Raw genomic sequence first — 14,379 nt, forward strand, 5'->3', positions numbered from 1 at the left:
CCCTCGAACGGGTGACCCGGCCGTCATTGCCTGTGCGGTGATCGTGGGATGACCCGATCGCGTCGTCCCGGGCCGCAACCCATGATCGTGACCGTCGTTATGTGAGACGAGAGGCCGAGGCGACCACGAGGTCCACGGGACGGGGCAAGGGTTCGATGACACATATTCCGCCGCACGGCGTCGGCCTGCTGGACGGGTCCGGGACCAGGGCGGAAGGTGAGGAGCTCCTGCGGCGTGGGATGGAGCTCGTCGATCCTGCACTGCGCGAGGCCGTGGACCGGCTGCATCCGTCCGTGGCCACGGTGTGCCGCTACCACCTGGGGTGGGACACCGGCGACTCCCCGGTGCCGGTGTCCCGCGCGGGCAAGCGGGTCCGGGCGGCGCTCGCGCTGCTGTCGGTCCGCTCCGTCGGCGCGCCGGAGCGGTTCGCCGCCGTCGCCGGTACGGCCGTGGAGCTCGTGCACCAGCTCTCCCTGCTCCACGACGACGTCATGGACGGCGACGCCGAGCGACGGGGCAAGGTCGCCGCGTGGGCTCGATTCGGCACAGGTGCCGCCGTGCTCGCCGGGGACGCGCTCATCGTCCAGGCCGTCGCCACGGTCGTGCGGGCCCAGGCGCCGGGCGCCCACGCGGCCACGGAAGGCCTCGTCGTCACCGCGGAGCAGATGGTGTACGGCCAGGCGGAGGACCTCGCCCTGGAGCACCGGCCGCTGCGGGAGACGTCCGAGAGCATGTACGTGCGTATGGCGCGCGGCAAGACCGGTGCGCTCTTCGGCTGTGCGGCGGCCCTCGGCGCCGTTCTGGCGGACGCGCCGCCGCCCGTGGTGCGCGCCCTGCGCGCGGCGGGAAGCGACCTTGGCGTGGCGTTCCAGATTGTCGACGATGTGCTCGGTCTGTGGGGCGAGAGCTCGCTGACCGGGAAGCCCGTCGGAGCGGATCTGCTCCGCGGCAAGAAGACGCTGCCGCTGGTCCTTGCCGCAGGCTCCGGCACCGCCGATGGCCTGCGCGTCGCCGACCTGCTCGACTCCGCACCGCTGTCCCCGGCCCGTATCCCCGAAGTCATGGGCCTGTTGGACGCCACGGGGTGCCGTGAGCTGGCCAAGGCGGCGGCCGGCCACCACGTGGCGTCGGCCCTCGCCGCACTGGACGAGGTGGGCAACCCGGAGAGCGTCCGGCAGCAGTGGCAGGCGCTCATCGACTGCCTGTCGCGCCGCAGACGCTGACACGGAAAAGCACGGAAGAGCCCTGTACGTAACGCAATAGCCGTGCACGAACCCGCGCGCCGTCCCGCGCACGAGGAGGAGACCCACCGTGCCGTCCACTCCGTACGCCCTGCGCGTGCACGACGTACACAAGGCCTACCGGTCACGACGTGTCCTGAAGGGGGTCTCGTTCCGCCTCGAACCGGGCACTCTGGCGGGAGTCGTGGGGGAGAACGGCTCGGGCAAGAGCACCCTGCTGCGTGTGCTGTGCGGGCAGATCGCCGCCGACGCGGGCGAGGTGGAGCGCTGCGGTTCGCTGGGGTACTGCCCGCAGGAGGCGGTGCTCAACGACGCGCTCACCGTCGACCAGCATCTGCGGTGGTTCCGGACCGCCTACCGTCTGCAGGGCACCGGCCGCGCGGAGGAGCTGTTGGAGGAGCTGCGCTTCGCCGAGTACCGGCACACGCGCGTCGAGCAGCTGAGCGGAGGAACACGGCAGAAGCTGAACCTGACGCTGGCGCTTCTGCACGACCCTCACGTGCTGCTGCTCGACGAGCCGTATCAGGGCTTCGACTGGGAGACGTATGTGCAGTTCTGGGACGTCGCGGCCCGGCTGCGCGAGCGGGGGCGCTGCATCCTCGTGGTGTCGCACCTCGCCCGGGACGCCCAACGCCTCGACGTCGTCCACCGGTTGCGGGACGGTGTGACGACGCTGTGGCACGAGGAGGGGCGCCCGGTCGGCGCCCGGGGAGCCGTGCGATGAGCCGGGCGTGGGAAGCATTCCGTACGGGCGTCGGCTTCGCGCTGCTCGAACACGCCCGCAACCGCCTGGCCCTGGTGTTGATCGTCGTCTACATCCCGCTCTGGCTGACGCTGGAGCACTGGTTCGTCACGCCCGAACCCGCGCGATTCGTGCTGCGCGCGACCGGGCGCACCATGACCGTCAACGGCAATCACCTCACCATGGTGTCCGGGGCCATCAACACGGTGACGCTCATCGTCGGGTTCATGATGTTCATGACCACCTTCAAGGCCCTCGCCTTCGACCGCAGACTCGCGCTCGCCGGATACCCGCGCTCCTGTCTCCTGGTGGCCAAGGTCATCGCGATGACCACCGCCTCCGCGTTCATCGCCGTGTACGCCACCGCCGTGGTGTGCTGGTACTGGGATCCGGTCCGGCCTCTCCTCCTCGCGCTCGGCTTGTTCACCGCCGCGCTGAGTTACGGGGGGATCGGCATCCTGCTCGGCGCGTTCCTGCGCAACGAACTGGCCGGTCTCTTCGTCATCATCATGGCCAGCCTGCTCGACACCATGCTGCAGAACCCCATCAGCAACCGGGCAGCGGACCGGGGCGGGCTCCAGTTCCTTCCCTCATACGGTCCCACACAGATCGGTTTCACCGCCGGGTTCACGTCCACGGACACTCCGTACGGTCATCTGCTGCTCGGTCCCGCCTGGTTCCTCGCGATGTGGCTGCTCGGCACGGCCGCGTTCTTCGCCCGAACCCGCAGCCACCTGCCCGCCCCGCGCGTCCCACTGCCGAGCGGGAGAACCGTATGAACCCTCACGACATCCGCTTCACCGGCCGCTGGAAGACACGGCTGCCGCCGGACGCCATGTACGCGAAACTCGCCGACATCGGGGGCTACCCCGCGTGGTGGCCGAACTTCTCTTCCGTGCGGCACACCGGCGAACGGGAATGCGAGTTCGTCATCAGCTCCGTCCTCCCTTACGCACTGACGGTCCGGCTGACGGCGGTTGTGGAGGACCCGATCGAGCGCATTCTGGAAGCCACGCTCGACGGCGACATCATGGGCAGCGTCCGCTGGGCCGTGGAGCCGGACGGACCGCACGGCTGCGTGGCCCAGTTCACCGAGCACGTCGTCGTCCGCAAGGCCGCACTGCGACGCTGGATGCCCTTGGCGCGGCCGCTGTTCCGTATCAACCACTCCTTGGCCATGCGGGCCGGGCATCGTGCTCTGAACGGCCTTGGCGCGTAAGGAAGCGTCATCATCAACAACCCGGTGTGCCATGTGAGGATTCCCGGTTTCACTGTGACATTCCTCTGCCACCCGATGCCTTCTCGTCGACGCTCTGACCTGGGCATACTCCACGCCTGCCGCGCTTCAAACCGTCACGGGGCGAGGGCTGTTCCAAAGGAGTGGATGCAAGAGATGACGTCGGAGACAGTTCGTGCGGGGGCCGCAGGCACATGGTTGCTCGGGGACCTCATGGTCAACCGGATCGGGTTCGGCGCCATGCGCCTGACCGGCAGCGCCGCTTTCCACCAGGGCACCCCGCGCGACCGCGGCCAGGTGATCGACGTACTGCGCCGGGCGGTCGACCTCGGTGTCAACCACATCGACACCGCGGCGTTCTACTTCTCCCGGCTGCGCTCGGCCAACGAGCTGATCAACTCGGCGCTGGCCCCGTACGCGGACGACCTGGTCATCGCCACCAAGGTCGGTCCCGTACGGGACGCGTGCGGCGAGTGGACCGACCGGGCGCGGCCCGACCAGTTGCGCGGCCAGGTGGAGGAGAACCTGCGCCAGCTCGGCCGCGACCACCTCGACGTGGTCAACCTGCGTGTCATGGGACAGGATTCGATCAGCGAGGACTTCGGGGCCCTCGCGGAACTGCGTGATGCCGGACTCGTCCGCCACCTCGGCCTCTCCAACGCCCACCCCGCCCACCTGGCCCAGGCCCAGCCGATCGCACCGGTGGTGTGCGTCCAGAACCGGTACGGCATTGACGCGCGCGGCGGCGCGGAGATGCTCCACGCGTGCGCCGCACAGGGCATCGCGTTCGTGCCCTTCTTCGCGATCGCCGGCGTGGGACGCGAAGCGGGCGCCGTCCACGCCGAGCACGAGCAGGTCCTCACCGTCGCCCGTACGCATGGGGTGTCACCGTCGCAGGTACGCCTGGCTTGGACCCTGCACCAGGGCAAGCACGTCCTTGCCATCCCGGGAACGGGCAACCCGGACCACCTCATCGACAACCTGGCAGCAGGCGCACTGCAGTTGACAGAGGAAGAGCTGGCACTCCTCGATTCGGTCGACTGCACCGCATCCTGATCGGTTACTCGGGACCGTCGTCCTCCGGGCACAGCCAGAACGAGGCGGGCAGTGTGGCGACTTCACGGGCGGCCCGGTCCAGCTCGGCGGCAACCGGCTCCAGGGCTGTGTAGACCGGGTCGCCGTCGGCGGCCATGCGGCGGATGACCTCCGCGTTGGTCCTGGCCCGCGCCGCGACTACGGTTCCGAAGGCCGAGCGGTCGCCTTCGTACCCGTACGCGTCGAGCAGCAGATGCAGCCGTCGGGAGCGGTCTTCGAAGGCGGTGAAGCCGGTCCGCTCGGCGAACCCGCGCGCGTGCAGGGGAACCCAGGTCAGCGCCATGAAGGCCAGGTCGAATTCGCGCGTCGACGGGCCGGCGGTGTCCCAGTCGAAGAAGCCCGCCAGGCTCCCGTCGCGCCAGACCGCGTTCCACGGGGCGGCGTCATGGTGGCCGATGATCAGGCCCGGCCGCCATGTCTGCCCGGCGAGCCAGCGTGCATCCGGTGGCGGTATGAAGGCCTGGGTCGCATCGTGCAGCTTCCGGGCCCACCGGCCCACGTCCTTCAGCGCGCTCTCCGAGTACACCCAGGCGGGCCAGGGAAGGTCCTCGCCCGCCGTCTCGCCGTCGAGATGCGTCAGGACCTCACGCCCGTGGTCGTCCAGTCCCAGGACCCGGGGCGCGCCCTCCAACCCGACCGCCTCCAGGTGGCGCAGCAGCGCGTGCACCGCGGGCGTCCACGGCTGGACGGGCCGGTGGACCGCGTCACCGCGGCGCACCGCTCCCACCGTCCTGCCGCCGGGCAAACGCTGCTCGTCGTCCATGAGTCAGTTGTAGCGCGGCCCGCCCGCTCGTGCAGCCGCATTTACCACTGGTGGGGGTGGCCCCACTGAGGGTGGGGGGACAGCGGTAGTGAGTGGGGACGGTTGTTCCACTTAGCGTCTGACGGTGTGAGACATATACCGAACAGGGCGAAGAGATCCCCCTTTGGCGGGCGTCAAATGGCCGCACCTCAAGGAGACTTCGTGATCACTTCCAGCCCCGCACTGCGCCCCGCCGCAGCCGTCGGCCTCGCTCTCGCCGCCTGCCTCGGCGCGGCCCCCTCCGTCACGGCCACGGCGGCGCCCACCGCGTTCAAGTCCGGGGCCGGGCTCGACCGTTACTACGGCCAGCGCCCGGGCTGGGGCAGCTGCGCCAAGGGGCCGGACGACAGCATGGGCCGCGACCTGGACAAGGCCGGGGTGCGGTGCGCGGACGTCAGCGTGCCGCTCGACTACGCCGACCCCGGTGGCCGTACGATCACCGTCGCGATATCCCGGCTCAAGGCCACCGACACGCGCCACCGCATCGGTTCGATCCTGCTCAACAACGGTGGTCCCGGCGGCCGTGCCCTCCAGTCCCCGCCCGAATTCCGTACATGGATGAAGCAGGCCGGCCCGCGTTACGACGTCATCGGCTTCGACCCGCGTTTCGTCGGCCGCAGCACCCCGCTGGACTGCGGCTGGCCGGTCGGCACCAATCTCTTCTCGGCCGGTCTCAGCCGGGCGAGCTTCGAGCGCCAGGTCACCTTCCAGAAGGGACTGGCCGCCAAGTGCCGTGCCACCAACGCCTCCGTGCTGCCGCACGTCAACACACGTAACACTGCACGTGACATGGACGTCATCCGCAGCGCGCTCGGCGAGAGGACGATCTCCTACTTCGGTTACTCGTACGGCACTTACCTGGGCACCGTCTACACCCAGATGTTCCCCGGCCGCACCGACCGCATGGTCCTGGACGGTGCCGTCGACCCGTACAAGTACGGCCCCCGGCTGCTCCAGGACACCGTCGGCGAGAACGAGCGGGCGCTCGCCGACTGGGCCACCTGGGCCGCCGCCCGCAACGACACCTACGGCCTCGGCAGCACCCGCGCCCAGGTCCTCGCCACCGTCGACCATGTCATCAAGACCTCCGCGCGCGGCCCGCTGACCGTTGGGACGGCCCCGGACACCTTCCAACTCGACGACACCCAGGTCCCGTTCGTCCTGCTCGCCGGAGTCGACAGCGACACCGATACGTCCCGGGCGGCACTCGGCGAGCAGATGTCCGTACTGAACAAAGCCGCGGCCGGTCAGCCGACCCGGCTCTCTCCCCAGTTCGCGGAGACCCTGCGGCTCACGACGAGCGGCGAGCAGTCGCACCACGGGAGTGTGCAGTCGGCGGTCATCTGCGGGGACCGTGCGGCCCCGCGTGATCCCGAGGTCTACTGGCGGGACATCGAGCGCACCCGTGCCGCGTACCCGCGCTTCGGCGCGCTGACCAACAACATCAGCCCGTGCGCCTTCTGGGACAGGCCCCGCGAGGAACCCACCCAGGTGACGCGGGACGCCAAGCTGCTGATCGTGTCCGCCACCGGCGACCCGCGCACCCCGCACAAGGGCGCCGTCGCCCTGCACGGCCTGCTGCCGAGCTCCAAGCTGCTGACCCTCAAGGGCGCCAACCGGCATGCGGTCTACGGCATGTACGGGAACGTGTGCGTCGACAACAAGGTCAACCACTACCTCGTCACGGGCAAGCTGCCCGCCGAGGACCAGATCTGCTCGAAGTAGGTCAGGGACCTCCGGTCAGGCCGAGCCGCTCCCGAAGCGGGCGACCCGGCCCGGTCGGCCAGGTGCTGGGAGGCGTGTAGCGGTCGGCGGGTGGGTGTCAGGTGGTCGTGAGCACCATCCGGAAGCGCGCCTTGCCGGCCAGCATCTTCTGGTACGCCTCCTCGGCGCGGTCCAGTGGCACGGTCTCGGTCATCGGGCGGATGTTGTGGAGGGCGCTGAAGGCCATGGTGTCCTCCACGTCCTGCGCGGTGCCGGACGCGTGGCCCCGGATGACGGGGAGACCGGTGATCAGTTGGTTCGGGCTGATGTCCAGAGGCGTGGTGTCGGCTCCGATGACCACCAGTTCACCGCGCGGCGCCAGACCGTTCATGGTGGCGGTGATGGCCGCGGAGTTGCCGGCCGTGGCCAGTACGACCCTGGCGCCGCCGAGGGACTGCAACGCCTCGGCGACCGGAGTGGCGGAGGTGCTGTCGATGCAGTGGTGGGCGCCGAGTTGCTTGGCGAAGCCGGCCTTTTCGGGGCCGCGGGCAATCGCCACGGTCTCGCATCCCATCGCGGTGGCGTACTGCACTCCGAGGTGCCCGAGGCCGCCGAGGCCGAGCACGGCGACGAGATCTCCGGGCCGGGCGGCGCTGCGGCGCATGGCGTTGAAGACGGTCACGCCCGCGCAGGCCATGGGTCCCGCATCGGCCGCCGCCAACGCGTCGGGGATGCGCGCCAGGGCATCGACCGGCGCGATCACCTTTTCGCCGAACCCTCCGTCGTACGCCCATCCCGGGACCTTCAGGTTCCGGCAGACGATGAAGTCGCCTTCCCGGCACTGCTTGCAGTGTCCGCAGCTGCCTCCGAACCAGCCGACCGCGACCCGGTCGCCGATCCGCCAGCCCCGATCGCGAGCGCCTTCGCCCAACTCCTCGATGTGGCCCGCGATCTCGTGCCCCGGTACATCGGGGAACGACATGCCCGGCAGCACACCGCTCACGAACACGGCGTCGGTGTGGCAGACACCGCATGCCTCCACCGCGATCCTGACCTGGCCGAAACCAGGCGCTACCACCTCACGCTCGGTCAGCTCGAACGGCCCGTTCGCGGCGGCCACTTGCACCACTCGATACGTACTCATTCTCAGCGCTCCTCGGGGACTTCTCTGCGGCCCTTCAGGAAAGGGTGCAAGCACGCAGTGGAGGAAGCGGAGAGCCTTACCGGTCAAGCCGCCCGGCCCGGCGCGGCGAACGACGTCCGGTAGGCGTGCGGGCTGGTGGCGAGGTGCGACGCGAAGTGCTGGCGCATGGTGACCTCGCTGCCGAAACCGGACCGGCGGGCGATCTCCGGCATGGGGAGGTCGGTGCGTTCGAGGAGCTTCTGGGCCGCCGCGATGCGGTGGCCGAGCAGCCAGCGCAGCGGGGTGGTCCCGGTGGCCGATGCGAAGTGCCGGGCGAAGGAGCGCGGCGACATTCCCGCGCGGGCGGCGAGCGCGGCCACGGTGAGCGGCTCGTCCAGGTGCGCCAGGGCATACGCGCGTACCTCGGCCAGTGCGTCCATGTCGCGGTCGGCGTGCGGGGTCGGATGCTCGATGAACTGGGCCTGGGTGCCGGTCCGGAACGGTGCGGTGACCATGGAGCGGGCGATCGCCGCGGCCGCCTCCGCACCGTGTGCGGTGCGCACCAGGTGCAGACACAGGTCGATGCCGGCGGCGGTGCCGGCCGACGTCCACACATTGCCGTCCTCCACGAACAGGGCGTCCGCTTCGACCCGCACCCGTGGGTGTCGGGCGCGCAGCAGATCGGCCAGCGCCCAGTGGGTCAGTGCCCGTCGGCCGTCGAGCAGTCCCGCCTGCGCGAGGGTGAACGCGCCGCCGCACAGCGCGGCGATGGTCGTACCCCGGGCGTGGGCGCGGCGCAGCGCCGCGAGCATCGGCTGGGGCGCCGTGGTGACATGGTCGTCCAGACCCGGCACCAGGATCAGCTCGGCACGGGGCAGCCAGGCGAGGGTGCGGTCCGGGGTGAGCGCGAGCCCGCCGCGCATCGGTACCGGGTCGGGGCCGACGGCCACCCGGCGCAGCTCGAACGCGGGCACCGCGCGGTCGGTGCGGTCCGCACCCCACACCTCGGTGATCACCGAGACGTCGAAGGCCCGGATACCGGGGAAGGCGAGCAGGGCGATGCGATGGGCCGGTGCCGGTCGGGTCATGCTGGCAGTAAACCATCGATCGCTGTCTTTCCGTCTCCTGTGAACCGGCCCTGCGGAGCGGCAGGATCGTGGGTATGGAGATCACACAGAACGCGGCGTTGGTAGTGGTGGACGTACAGAAGGGCTTCGAGGAGTCGGAGTTCTGGGGCCCGCGCAACAACCCGGCCGCCGACGAGAACATCGCTTCCCTGCTCGCGGCCTGGCAGGACACAGGCCGGCCCATCGTCTTCGTACGGCACGACTCCGTGACGCCCGGCTCGCCGCTGCGGACCGGATACGAGGGCAACGACTTCAAGGACTACGTCGAGGAGCGTCGGGGCAAGGGCAGCGGGCCGGAGCTGCTCGTCACCAAGTCCGTGAACTCGGCGTTCTATGGCACCCCCGACCTTGACTACTGGCTCAAGGCGGCAGGTATCACCCAGGTCGTGCTGACCGGTATCCAGACCAACATGTGTGTGGAGACCACCGCCCATATGGGCGGCAACCTGGGTTACGACGTGCTCGTCGCCCTCGATGCCACCCACACCTTCGACCTGACCGGCCCGAACGGCTGGCACCTGACCGCCGACGAACTGGCCCGGGCGAGTGCCGTCTCGCTGCACGGCGGGGGCTTCGCCCGGGTGGTGACGACCGACGCCCTGGTCGGGGCCGCCCGCTCGTAGGGAACGTAGGAGCGTTCAGGCGCCCGCCGTTATGGCCTTGAGCTCGGTGAGCGCCTCCTGGAGGAAGTCCGACAGCTCCCGGTGGCCGGTCGAGGCGGTCCAGCGTTCGGAGGCGACCTTGAAGACGGCGATGCCCGCCTCGGCGGCGAGGCTCGCGGCCGGTTCCTTGACGCCGCGCAGGCGCAGAGCGTCGCCGATGGTCGCGGCCAGGGACGCGAGCTTGACCAACTCGCGTTCCCGCAGCTCCGCGTTGGCGGCGATGACGGCCTGGCGCTGGCGGACGAACGCGTGACGGTCGCGGAACTCGGCGGCGACGGCCTCCAGCGTCGTAGCCACCGCGTCCATCGGTGCCACGGATCGGGGAAGGCCGGCCAGGGTGCTCGCGAAGAGCTCCTGCAGTGCGCCCGATGCCCCGAACAGGACCTCGCGCTTGTCGGCGTAGTGCCGGAAGAACGTCCGCTCCGTCAGACCCGCCCGCTGGGCGATCTCGGCCACGGTCGTCTGCTCGAAGCCCCGCTCGGCGTACAGCTCCATGGCGGCCTGTCCGAGCCGGCCGCGTGCGTCTGGCTGCCATCTACCCATGTCCGGATCTTATGCGATGACAGTGCCTGACATCGAGTGCTACGGTCGATGTCAGTGACTGACATTGACCTGTCGTTGCCGCGGGCAACCCTGCCCGCGGCCACTTCACCAGGAGGTCTGCTCATGCGTATTTTCGTTACCGGTGCTTCCGGCTGGATCGGCTCCGCCGTCGTCCCCGAGCTCATTGCCGCAGGTCATGACGTCGTCGGGCTCGCACGTTCCGACGCATCGGCTGCCGTCGTGACCGCTGCCGGAGCGGAGGTGCACCGCGGCACCCTCGACGATCTCGACGGCTTGCGCAAGGCGGCCGCCGCTTCGGACGGCGTGATCCATCTCGCGTTCAAGCACGACATCGCCTTCACGGGGGACTTCGCGGGCGCCCTCCAGGCGGACCGGCGCGCCGTCGAGGCGTTCGGCGAGGCACTCGCCGGGTCCGATCGGCCCTTCGTCCTGGCCTCCGGCATGGCCGGGCTCGTGCCGGGGCGCGTGAACACCGAGCGGGACGGACACGACATCGACCCGTACGACACCGTGCACATCGCCGCCGGACCGGAAGGCCGTCGTGCCATTGCGGAACTGACGCTCTCACTCGCCTCACGCGGCATACGCACCTCGATCCTGCGGCTGCCGCCGACCGTGTACGGAGCGGGGGACGCGGGCTTCATGGCCACGCTGGTCGACGTCGCCAGGAGCAAGGGTGTCTCCGGCTATGTCGGTGACGGGAGCGCGCGCTGGCCCACCGTGCACCGGCTCGACGCTGCCCATCTGTTCCGGCTGGCGTTGGAGAACGCCCCGGCGGGCTCGACGCTGCACCCGGTCACCGACGAGGGCGTGCCGCTGCGCGCCGTCGCCGAGGTGATCGGCCGCCACCTCGACGTGCCCGTGGTCTCCATCGCTCCCGAGGACGCCGTCGCGCACTTCGGCTGGCTGGGTGACTTCCTGGCGTACGACTGCCCTGCGTCTAGCACGCTGACCCGCGAGCTGATGGGGTGGCAGCCGACGCGACCGGGGCTCATCGACGACTTGGAGAAGGGGCACTACTTCCACGGCCGTACCGCCTGACCAGCACATCCCTGTCCGGCCCCTGCCCGATCCGCGGGCGGGGGCTGCGTGCGTCCCGATGGCTCCGAGGCGCCGACTCAGCGGCGCTGGGTCATGTGGGCGAGGGTCTGGGCGGCGCTGTCGGGGGCGAAGGCACTGTCGATGCCTTCCGCGGCTCCTTCGGCTGCCTGGACGGAGCGGGGCAGCAGGACGGTTTCATACGCGCGGAGGGCGTCGTCGATGGTGGGGGCTTCGATGAGGGTGCGGGCGAGGTCGGCGCCGTCGAGCATGGCGAGGTTGGCGCCCATGCCGGAGAAGGGGGACATGAGGTGGGCGGCGTCACCGAGGAGGGTGACGCCGGGGGTGCGGGTCCAGGTGTGGGGGACGGGCAGGGCGAACAGGGGCCGGTTGATGTAGCCGGTGTCGGTGTCCGTGATGAAGCCCAGCAGGTCGGGACTCCAGCCGGTGAACTTATTGAGGAGTGCCTCGCGGACGGCGGCGGTGTCGGTCAGGGCGAGACCGGCCTGCTCGTGCCAGTCCTGTGTGATGCGCATGCCGATGTAGATGCGGATGTGGCCGCCGCTGTTGCGCTGGGCGACGAAACCTTGATTGTCGTCGAGCGCCATCATCGTGCCGTTGCCGGTGAGTTCGGCCAGGCGGGGGTGGCGGGTGTCGGCGTCGTCGAGGCCGGTCTCGACGAAGGTGACACCGGTGTAGCGGGGTGTCGCGTCGGACAGCAGGGGACGGACCTTGGACCAGGCGCCGTCCGCGCCGACGAGGAGGTCGACGTCGGTGGTGCTGCCGCCGGCGAAGTGCAGGCGGTGGGTGCCGTCGCCGAGGGGTTCGGCGCGGGTGAGCTTGTGTCCCCAGCGCACGGTGCCGGGCTTGAGGGAGTCGAGGAGGAGGTCGTGGAGCTGTCCGCGGTCGATCTCGGGGTTGCCCTCGGTGGTGTCGGCCTCGGGCGGGACCGCGTCGAACAGGATGCGGCCGTCGCGGCTGACCAGGCGCATCTGCTGGCCTTCGGGGCGGGCCTGCGCGAGGAAGTCGTCCCAGAGCCCGGCCTCGCGCAGGGCGTGCTGGCCGGAGTCGGGGTGCATGTCGAGGGTGCCGCCCTGGTTGCGGACGTTACGGGAGGCGTCCAGGTCGTAGACGGCCGCGGTGATGCCGTGCTGCTGCAGGATGCGGGCGCAGGTCAGACCGCCGGGGCCGGCGCCGATGATCGCGATGCGGGGAGTGGGCATGGCTGAGCGAACCTTTCAGGCAGAGGGAGAGGACGCGGAAGAGCCGGACTGTGCCAGGCTGCCGCTACTCCAGAAGAGCACACCGACTCAATAAGTGCAACGACTCAACTTTTGAAGTTGAGCAACCCAAAGGTGTACGGTCCTGGTATGAGCGAGACCACCACGCCCGGCGCCCCGGCGAAGGCCCCCGAGGGCCGTCGCGAACGCAAGAAGGCGGCCACCCGCCGAGCCCTGGCCGAGGCCGCTCTGCGGCTTTTCCTTGAGCGCGGATACGAGCAGGTCGGCATCCGCGAGATCGCGGACGCCGCCGATGTGTCCACCACGACACTGTTCAAGCACTTCCCGGTCAAAGAGGCACTCGTCTTCGACGAAGACGCCCACCAGGAAGCCCGTCTGCTCGCCGCCGTAGGCGATCGACCCGCAGGCCAGTCGATCCCCGCTGCCCTGCGCGAGCACGCCTTGCGCTACCGCGTCGCAGCCGTGGACAGCGACGCCGACTTCAGCGCGTTCGTGGAACTCGTGGACAGCACCCCTGCGTTGCGTGACTACGCCCAGGGCATGTGGCTGCGCCACGAGAACGCCCTCGCGCGCGTGATCGCCGAGGAGAGCGGACTTCCGGCCGACGACCCGGTCTGCGCCGCCCTGGCCCACTTCGCCCTGGAGGCGCCCCGCGCCGCGCGCGGCTGCGAGGATCCCCGCCAGGCCGTCACACGTGCCTTCGACCTCTTGGAGAAGGGGTGGGGCGCTGTCGCCTGACACTCGCCGGTCAGTGGCTCCAGTAGTCGCGGGGTGGCAGCCGGACCCACAGGTCGGGCGGTCCGATGACCGCGCGGGCATCGGTCAGCCGCAACCCCGTGAAGGAGCACGAGAAGGCCACCGCGTTGTACTGGTAGAGGTAGGAGGCCAGGACCTCCTCGCGGGAGTCGCCCGCATCGGGACCACCGCCCGGATGCAGATCCCAGCCGTCTATGGACCCGTCGCGGGTGATGCTGCCCTGGTTGCCGCTCTTGGGGTTGGCGTACAGGCCGTAGCAGACGGTGCAGGCGGACAGCCGGGTCAGCACGCCCGGCATCTGCGGCGCGTACCCCCATGGCTGGGTCACGACACAGCCACCCGGCACGGACGTCACACCGACGATCGGCAGGATCTCGTCCATCTCGTACGCGTACGGATCCTCCAACACCTCGTCGACAGCCTCGTCCCGCGCCGGCGTCGCCTCCAGGCGGCGTACGGCTTCGGCCGCGTCGATCCCGGCCACACAGGCCAGACCCGTGCCTTCGTAGTGGAAGCTGCCCAGCGCCCCGATGAGCCGCGCGGCCTCCTCGGCCGCCGCGCGCTCGGTATCGGTCAGGCGCTCTCCGGTCGGCACGGTGAACAGCCCCGGCGTCGGCCCGGCCAGGCTCAGCCGCCCCGGTGACCAGCCCGCGATCGACGGTCGCCACGGATCGGCCCCGGCGGCAACAAGGGCCCGTGCGCTGTCCGGCTGCCTGGCAACGACGGCCTCCCACAACGCCGTTACGCCGTTCTCCAGCGCGTCCACGTCCGCCACCCGCCGGGCCAGCTCCGCGACAACCTCCGCGGAGCCGAGCACCGCCGCACGGTGCAGGGGTCGCCCTCCGCTCCATGACTCCGGGTCGGCGCCCCGGTCGAGGCGTTGACGGATGTCGTCGTGGTTCGTCCAGTCCCAGCCCATACCGGTCCAGCCGTCGTCCTGCGCTGTCACCGTGCCCCCTCCAACAGTGATCCCGAAGGGCTCCGTACGAGTCCCGACACCCCCACGCTCGCACACGGGTCTGACAACGCCCCGGCCCCACCAGGGCC

At 70.3% G+C, this 14,379-nt stretch carries 15 protein-coding genes; 9 read left to right on the top strand and 6 right to left on the bottom strand.

What is annotated here, in order from left to right; genetic code table 11:
- The first annotated feature begins 155 nt into the window (after positions 1-155).
- The 5 genes from ACT1U9_RS31840 (at position 156) to ACT1U9_RS31860 (ending at position 4,276) form a co-directional block, all read left to right on the top strand.
- Positions 156-1,223 (top strand): polyprenyl synthetase family protein, encoded by a 1,068-nt coding sequence (locus ACT1U9_RS31840; RefSeq protein ID WP_444536087.1) that lies wholly within the window; start codon positions 156-158, stop codon positions 1,221-1,223.
- An 88-nt stretch (positions 1,224-1,311) separates the two neighbouring features.
- Positions 1,312-1,965, top strand: a complete 654-nt coding sequence (locus ACT1U9_RS31845; protein WP_444536088.1) for an ABC transporter ATP-binding protein — start codon at positions 1,312-1,314, stop codon at positions 1,963-1,965.
- Entirely contained in the window at positions 1,962-2,762 is an 801-nt protein-coding gene (locus ACT1U9_RS31850; RefSeq protein WP_444536089.1) for an ABC transporter permease, read from the top strand. Before ACT1U9_RS31845 ends, ACT1U9_RS31850 begins: the two co-directional genes overlap by 4 nt.
- Positions 2,759-3,202 carry an SRPBCC family protein gene (locus tag ACT1U9_RS31855; protein ID WP_444536090.1) on the top strand — a complete coding sequence of 148 codons (444 nt, stop codon included), beginning with the start codon at positions 2,759-2,761 and terminating at the stop codon, positions 3,200-3,202. The genes ACT1U9_RS31850 and ACT1U9_RS31855 overlap by 4 nt, the downstream gene beginning before the upstream one ends.
- Before the next feature lie 174 nt (positions 3,203-3,376).
- Positions 3,377-4,276: an oxidoreductase gene (locus tag ACT1U9_RS31860; protein WP_444536091.1), complete on the top strand. Its 900-nt coding sequence runs from the start codon at positions 3,377-3,379 to the stop codon at positions 4,274-4,276.
- 4 nt (positions 4,277-4,280) lie between these two features.
- On the opposite strand, the gene ACT1U9_RS31865 is transcribed toward ACT1U9_RS31860, so the two are convergent.
- Entirely contained in the window at positions 4,281-5,078 is a 798-nt protein-coding gene (locus tag ACT1U9_RS31865; protein ID WP_444536092.1) for a phosphotransferase, read from the bottom strand.
- A 177-nt stretch (positions 5,079-5,255) separates the two neighbouring features.
- Between ACT1U9_RS31865 and ACT1U9_RS31870 the strand changes: the two genes are divergently transcribed.
- Complete coding sequence (locus tag ACT1U9_RS31870; RefSeq protein ID WP_444536093.1) at positions 5,256-6,842, top strand: alpha/beta hydrolase; 1,587 nt, start codon at positions 5,256-5,258, stop codon at positions 6,840-6,842.
- Positions 6,843-6,939: 97 nt separating this feature from the next.
- Here the strand turns inward: ACT1U9_RS31870 and ACT1U9_RS31875 are convergent, their stop codons facing one another.
- Positions 6,940-7,965 (bottom strand): alcohol dehydrogenase catalytic domain-containing protein, encoded by a 1,026-nt coding sequence (locus ACT1U9_RS31875; RefSeq protein WP_444536094.1) that lies wholly within the window; start codon positions 7,963-7,965, stop codon positions 6,940-6,942.
- A gap of 83 nt (positions 7,966-8,048) precedes the next feature.
- Positions 8,049-9,032, bottom strand: a complete 984-nt coding sequence (locus tag ACT1U9_RS31880; protein ID WP_444536095.1) for a GlxA family transcriptional regulator — start codon at positions 9,030-9,032, stop codon at positions 8,049-8,051.
- A gap of 74 nt (positions 9,033-9,106) precedes the next feature.
- On the opposite strand from ACT1U9_RS31880, the gene ACT1U9_RS31885 reads away from it, so the two are divergent.
- Positions 9,107-9,694 (top strand): cysteine hydrolase family protein, encoded by a 588-nt coding sequence (locus ACT1U9_RS31885; protein WP_444536096.1) that lies wholly within the window; start codon positions 9,107-9,109, stop codon positions 9,692-9,694.
- Between the two features lie 15 nt (positions 9,695-9,709).
- On the opposite strand, the gene ACT1U9_RS31890 is transcribed toward ACT1U9_RS31885, so the two are convergent.
- Positions 9,710-10,276: a TetR family transcriptional regulator gene (locus ACT1U9_RS31890; RefSeq protein WP_444536097.1), complete on the bottom strand. Its 567-nt coding sequence runs from the start codon at positions 10,274-10,276 to the stop codon at positions 9,710-9,712.
- 123 nt (positions 10,277-10,399) lie between these two features.
- Between ACT1U9_RS31890 and ACT1U9_RS31895 the strand changes: the two genes are divergently transcribed.
- Positions 10,400-11,338, top strand: a complete 939-nt coding sequence (locus tag ACT1U9_RS31895; RefSeq protein WP_444536098.1) for an SDR family oxidoreductase — start codon at positions 10,400-10,402, stop codon at positions 11,336-11,338.
- Positions 11,339-11,415: 77 nt separating this feature from the next.
- On the opposite strand, the gene ACT1U9_RS31900 is transcribed toward ACT1U9_RS31895, so the two are convergent.
- On the bottom strand, positions 11,416-12,558 hold the full coding sequence (locus ACT1U9_RS31900) for an FAD-dependent oxidoreductase (protein WP_444536099.1): 1,143 nt from the start codon (positions 12,556-12,558) through the stop codon (positions 11,416-11,418).
- A 147-nt stretch (positions 12,559-12,705) separates the two neighbouring features.
- Between ACT1U9_RS31900 and ACT1U9_RS31905 the strand changes: the two genes are divergently transcribed.
- Positions 12,706-13,314, top strand: coding sequence for a TetR/AcrR family transcriptional regulator (locus ACT1U9_RS31905; RefSeq protein WP_444536100.1), 609 nt, complete (start codon positions 12,706-12,708; stop codon positions 13,312-13,314).
- Between the two features lie 10 nt (positions 13,315-13,324).
- On the opposite strand, the gene ACT1U9_RS31910 is transcribed toward ACT1U9_RS31905, so the two are convergent.
- Positions 13,325-14,281, bottom strand: coding sequence for an ankyrin repeat domain-containing protein (locus ACT1U9_RS31910; RefSeq protein ID WP_444536101.1), 957 nt, complete (start codon positions 14,279-14,281; stop codon positions 13,325-13,327).
- Positions 14,282-14,379: the final 98 nt, after the last annotated feature.

The sequence above is a fragment of the Streptomyces sp. BR1 genome, assembly GCF_052373795.1.
GTDB lineage: Bacteria > Actinomycetota > Actinomycetes > Streptomycetales > Streptomycetaceae > Streptomyces.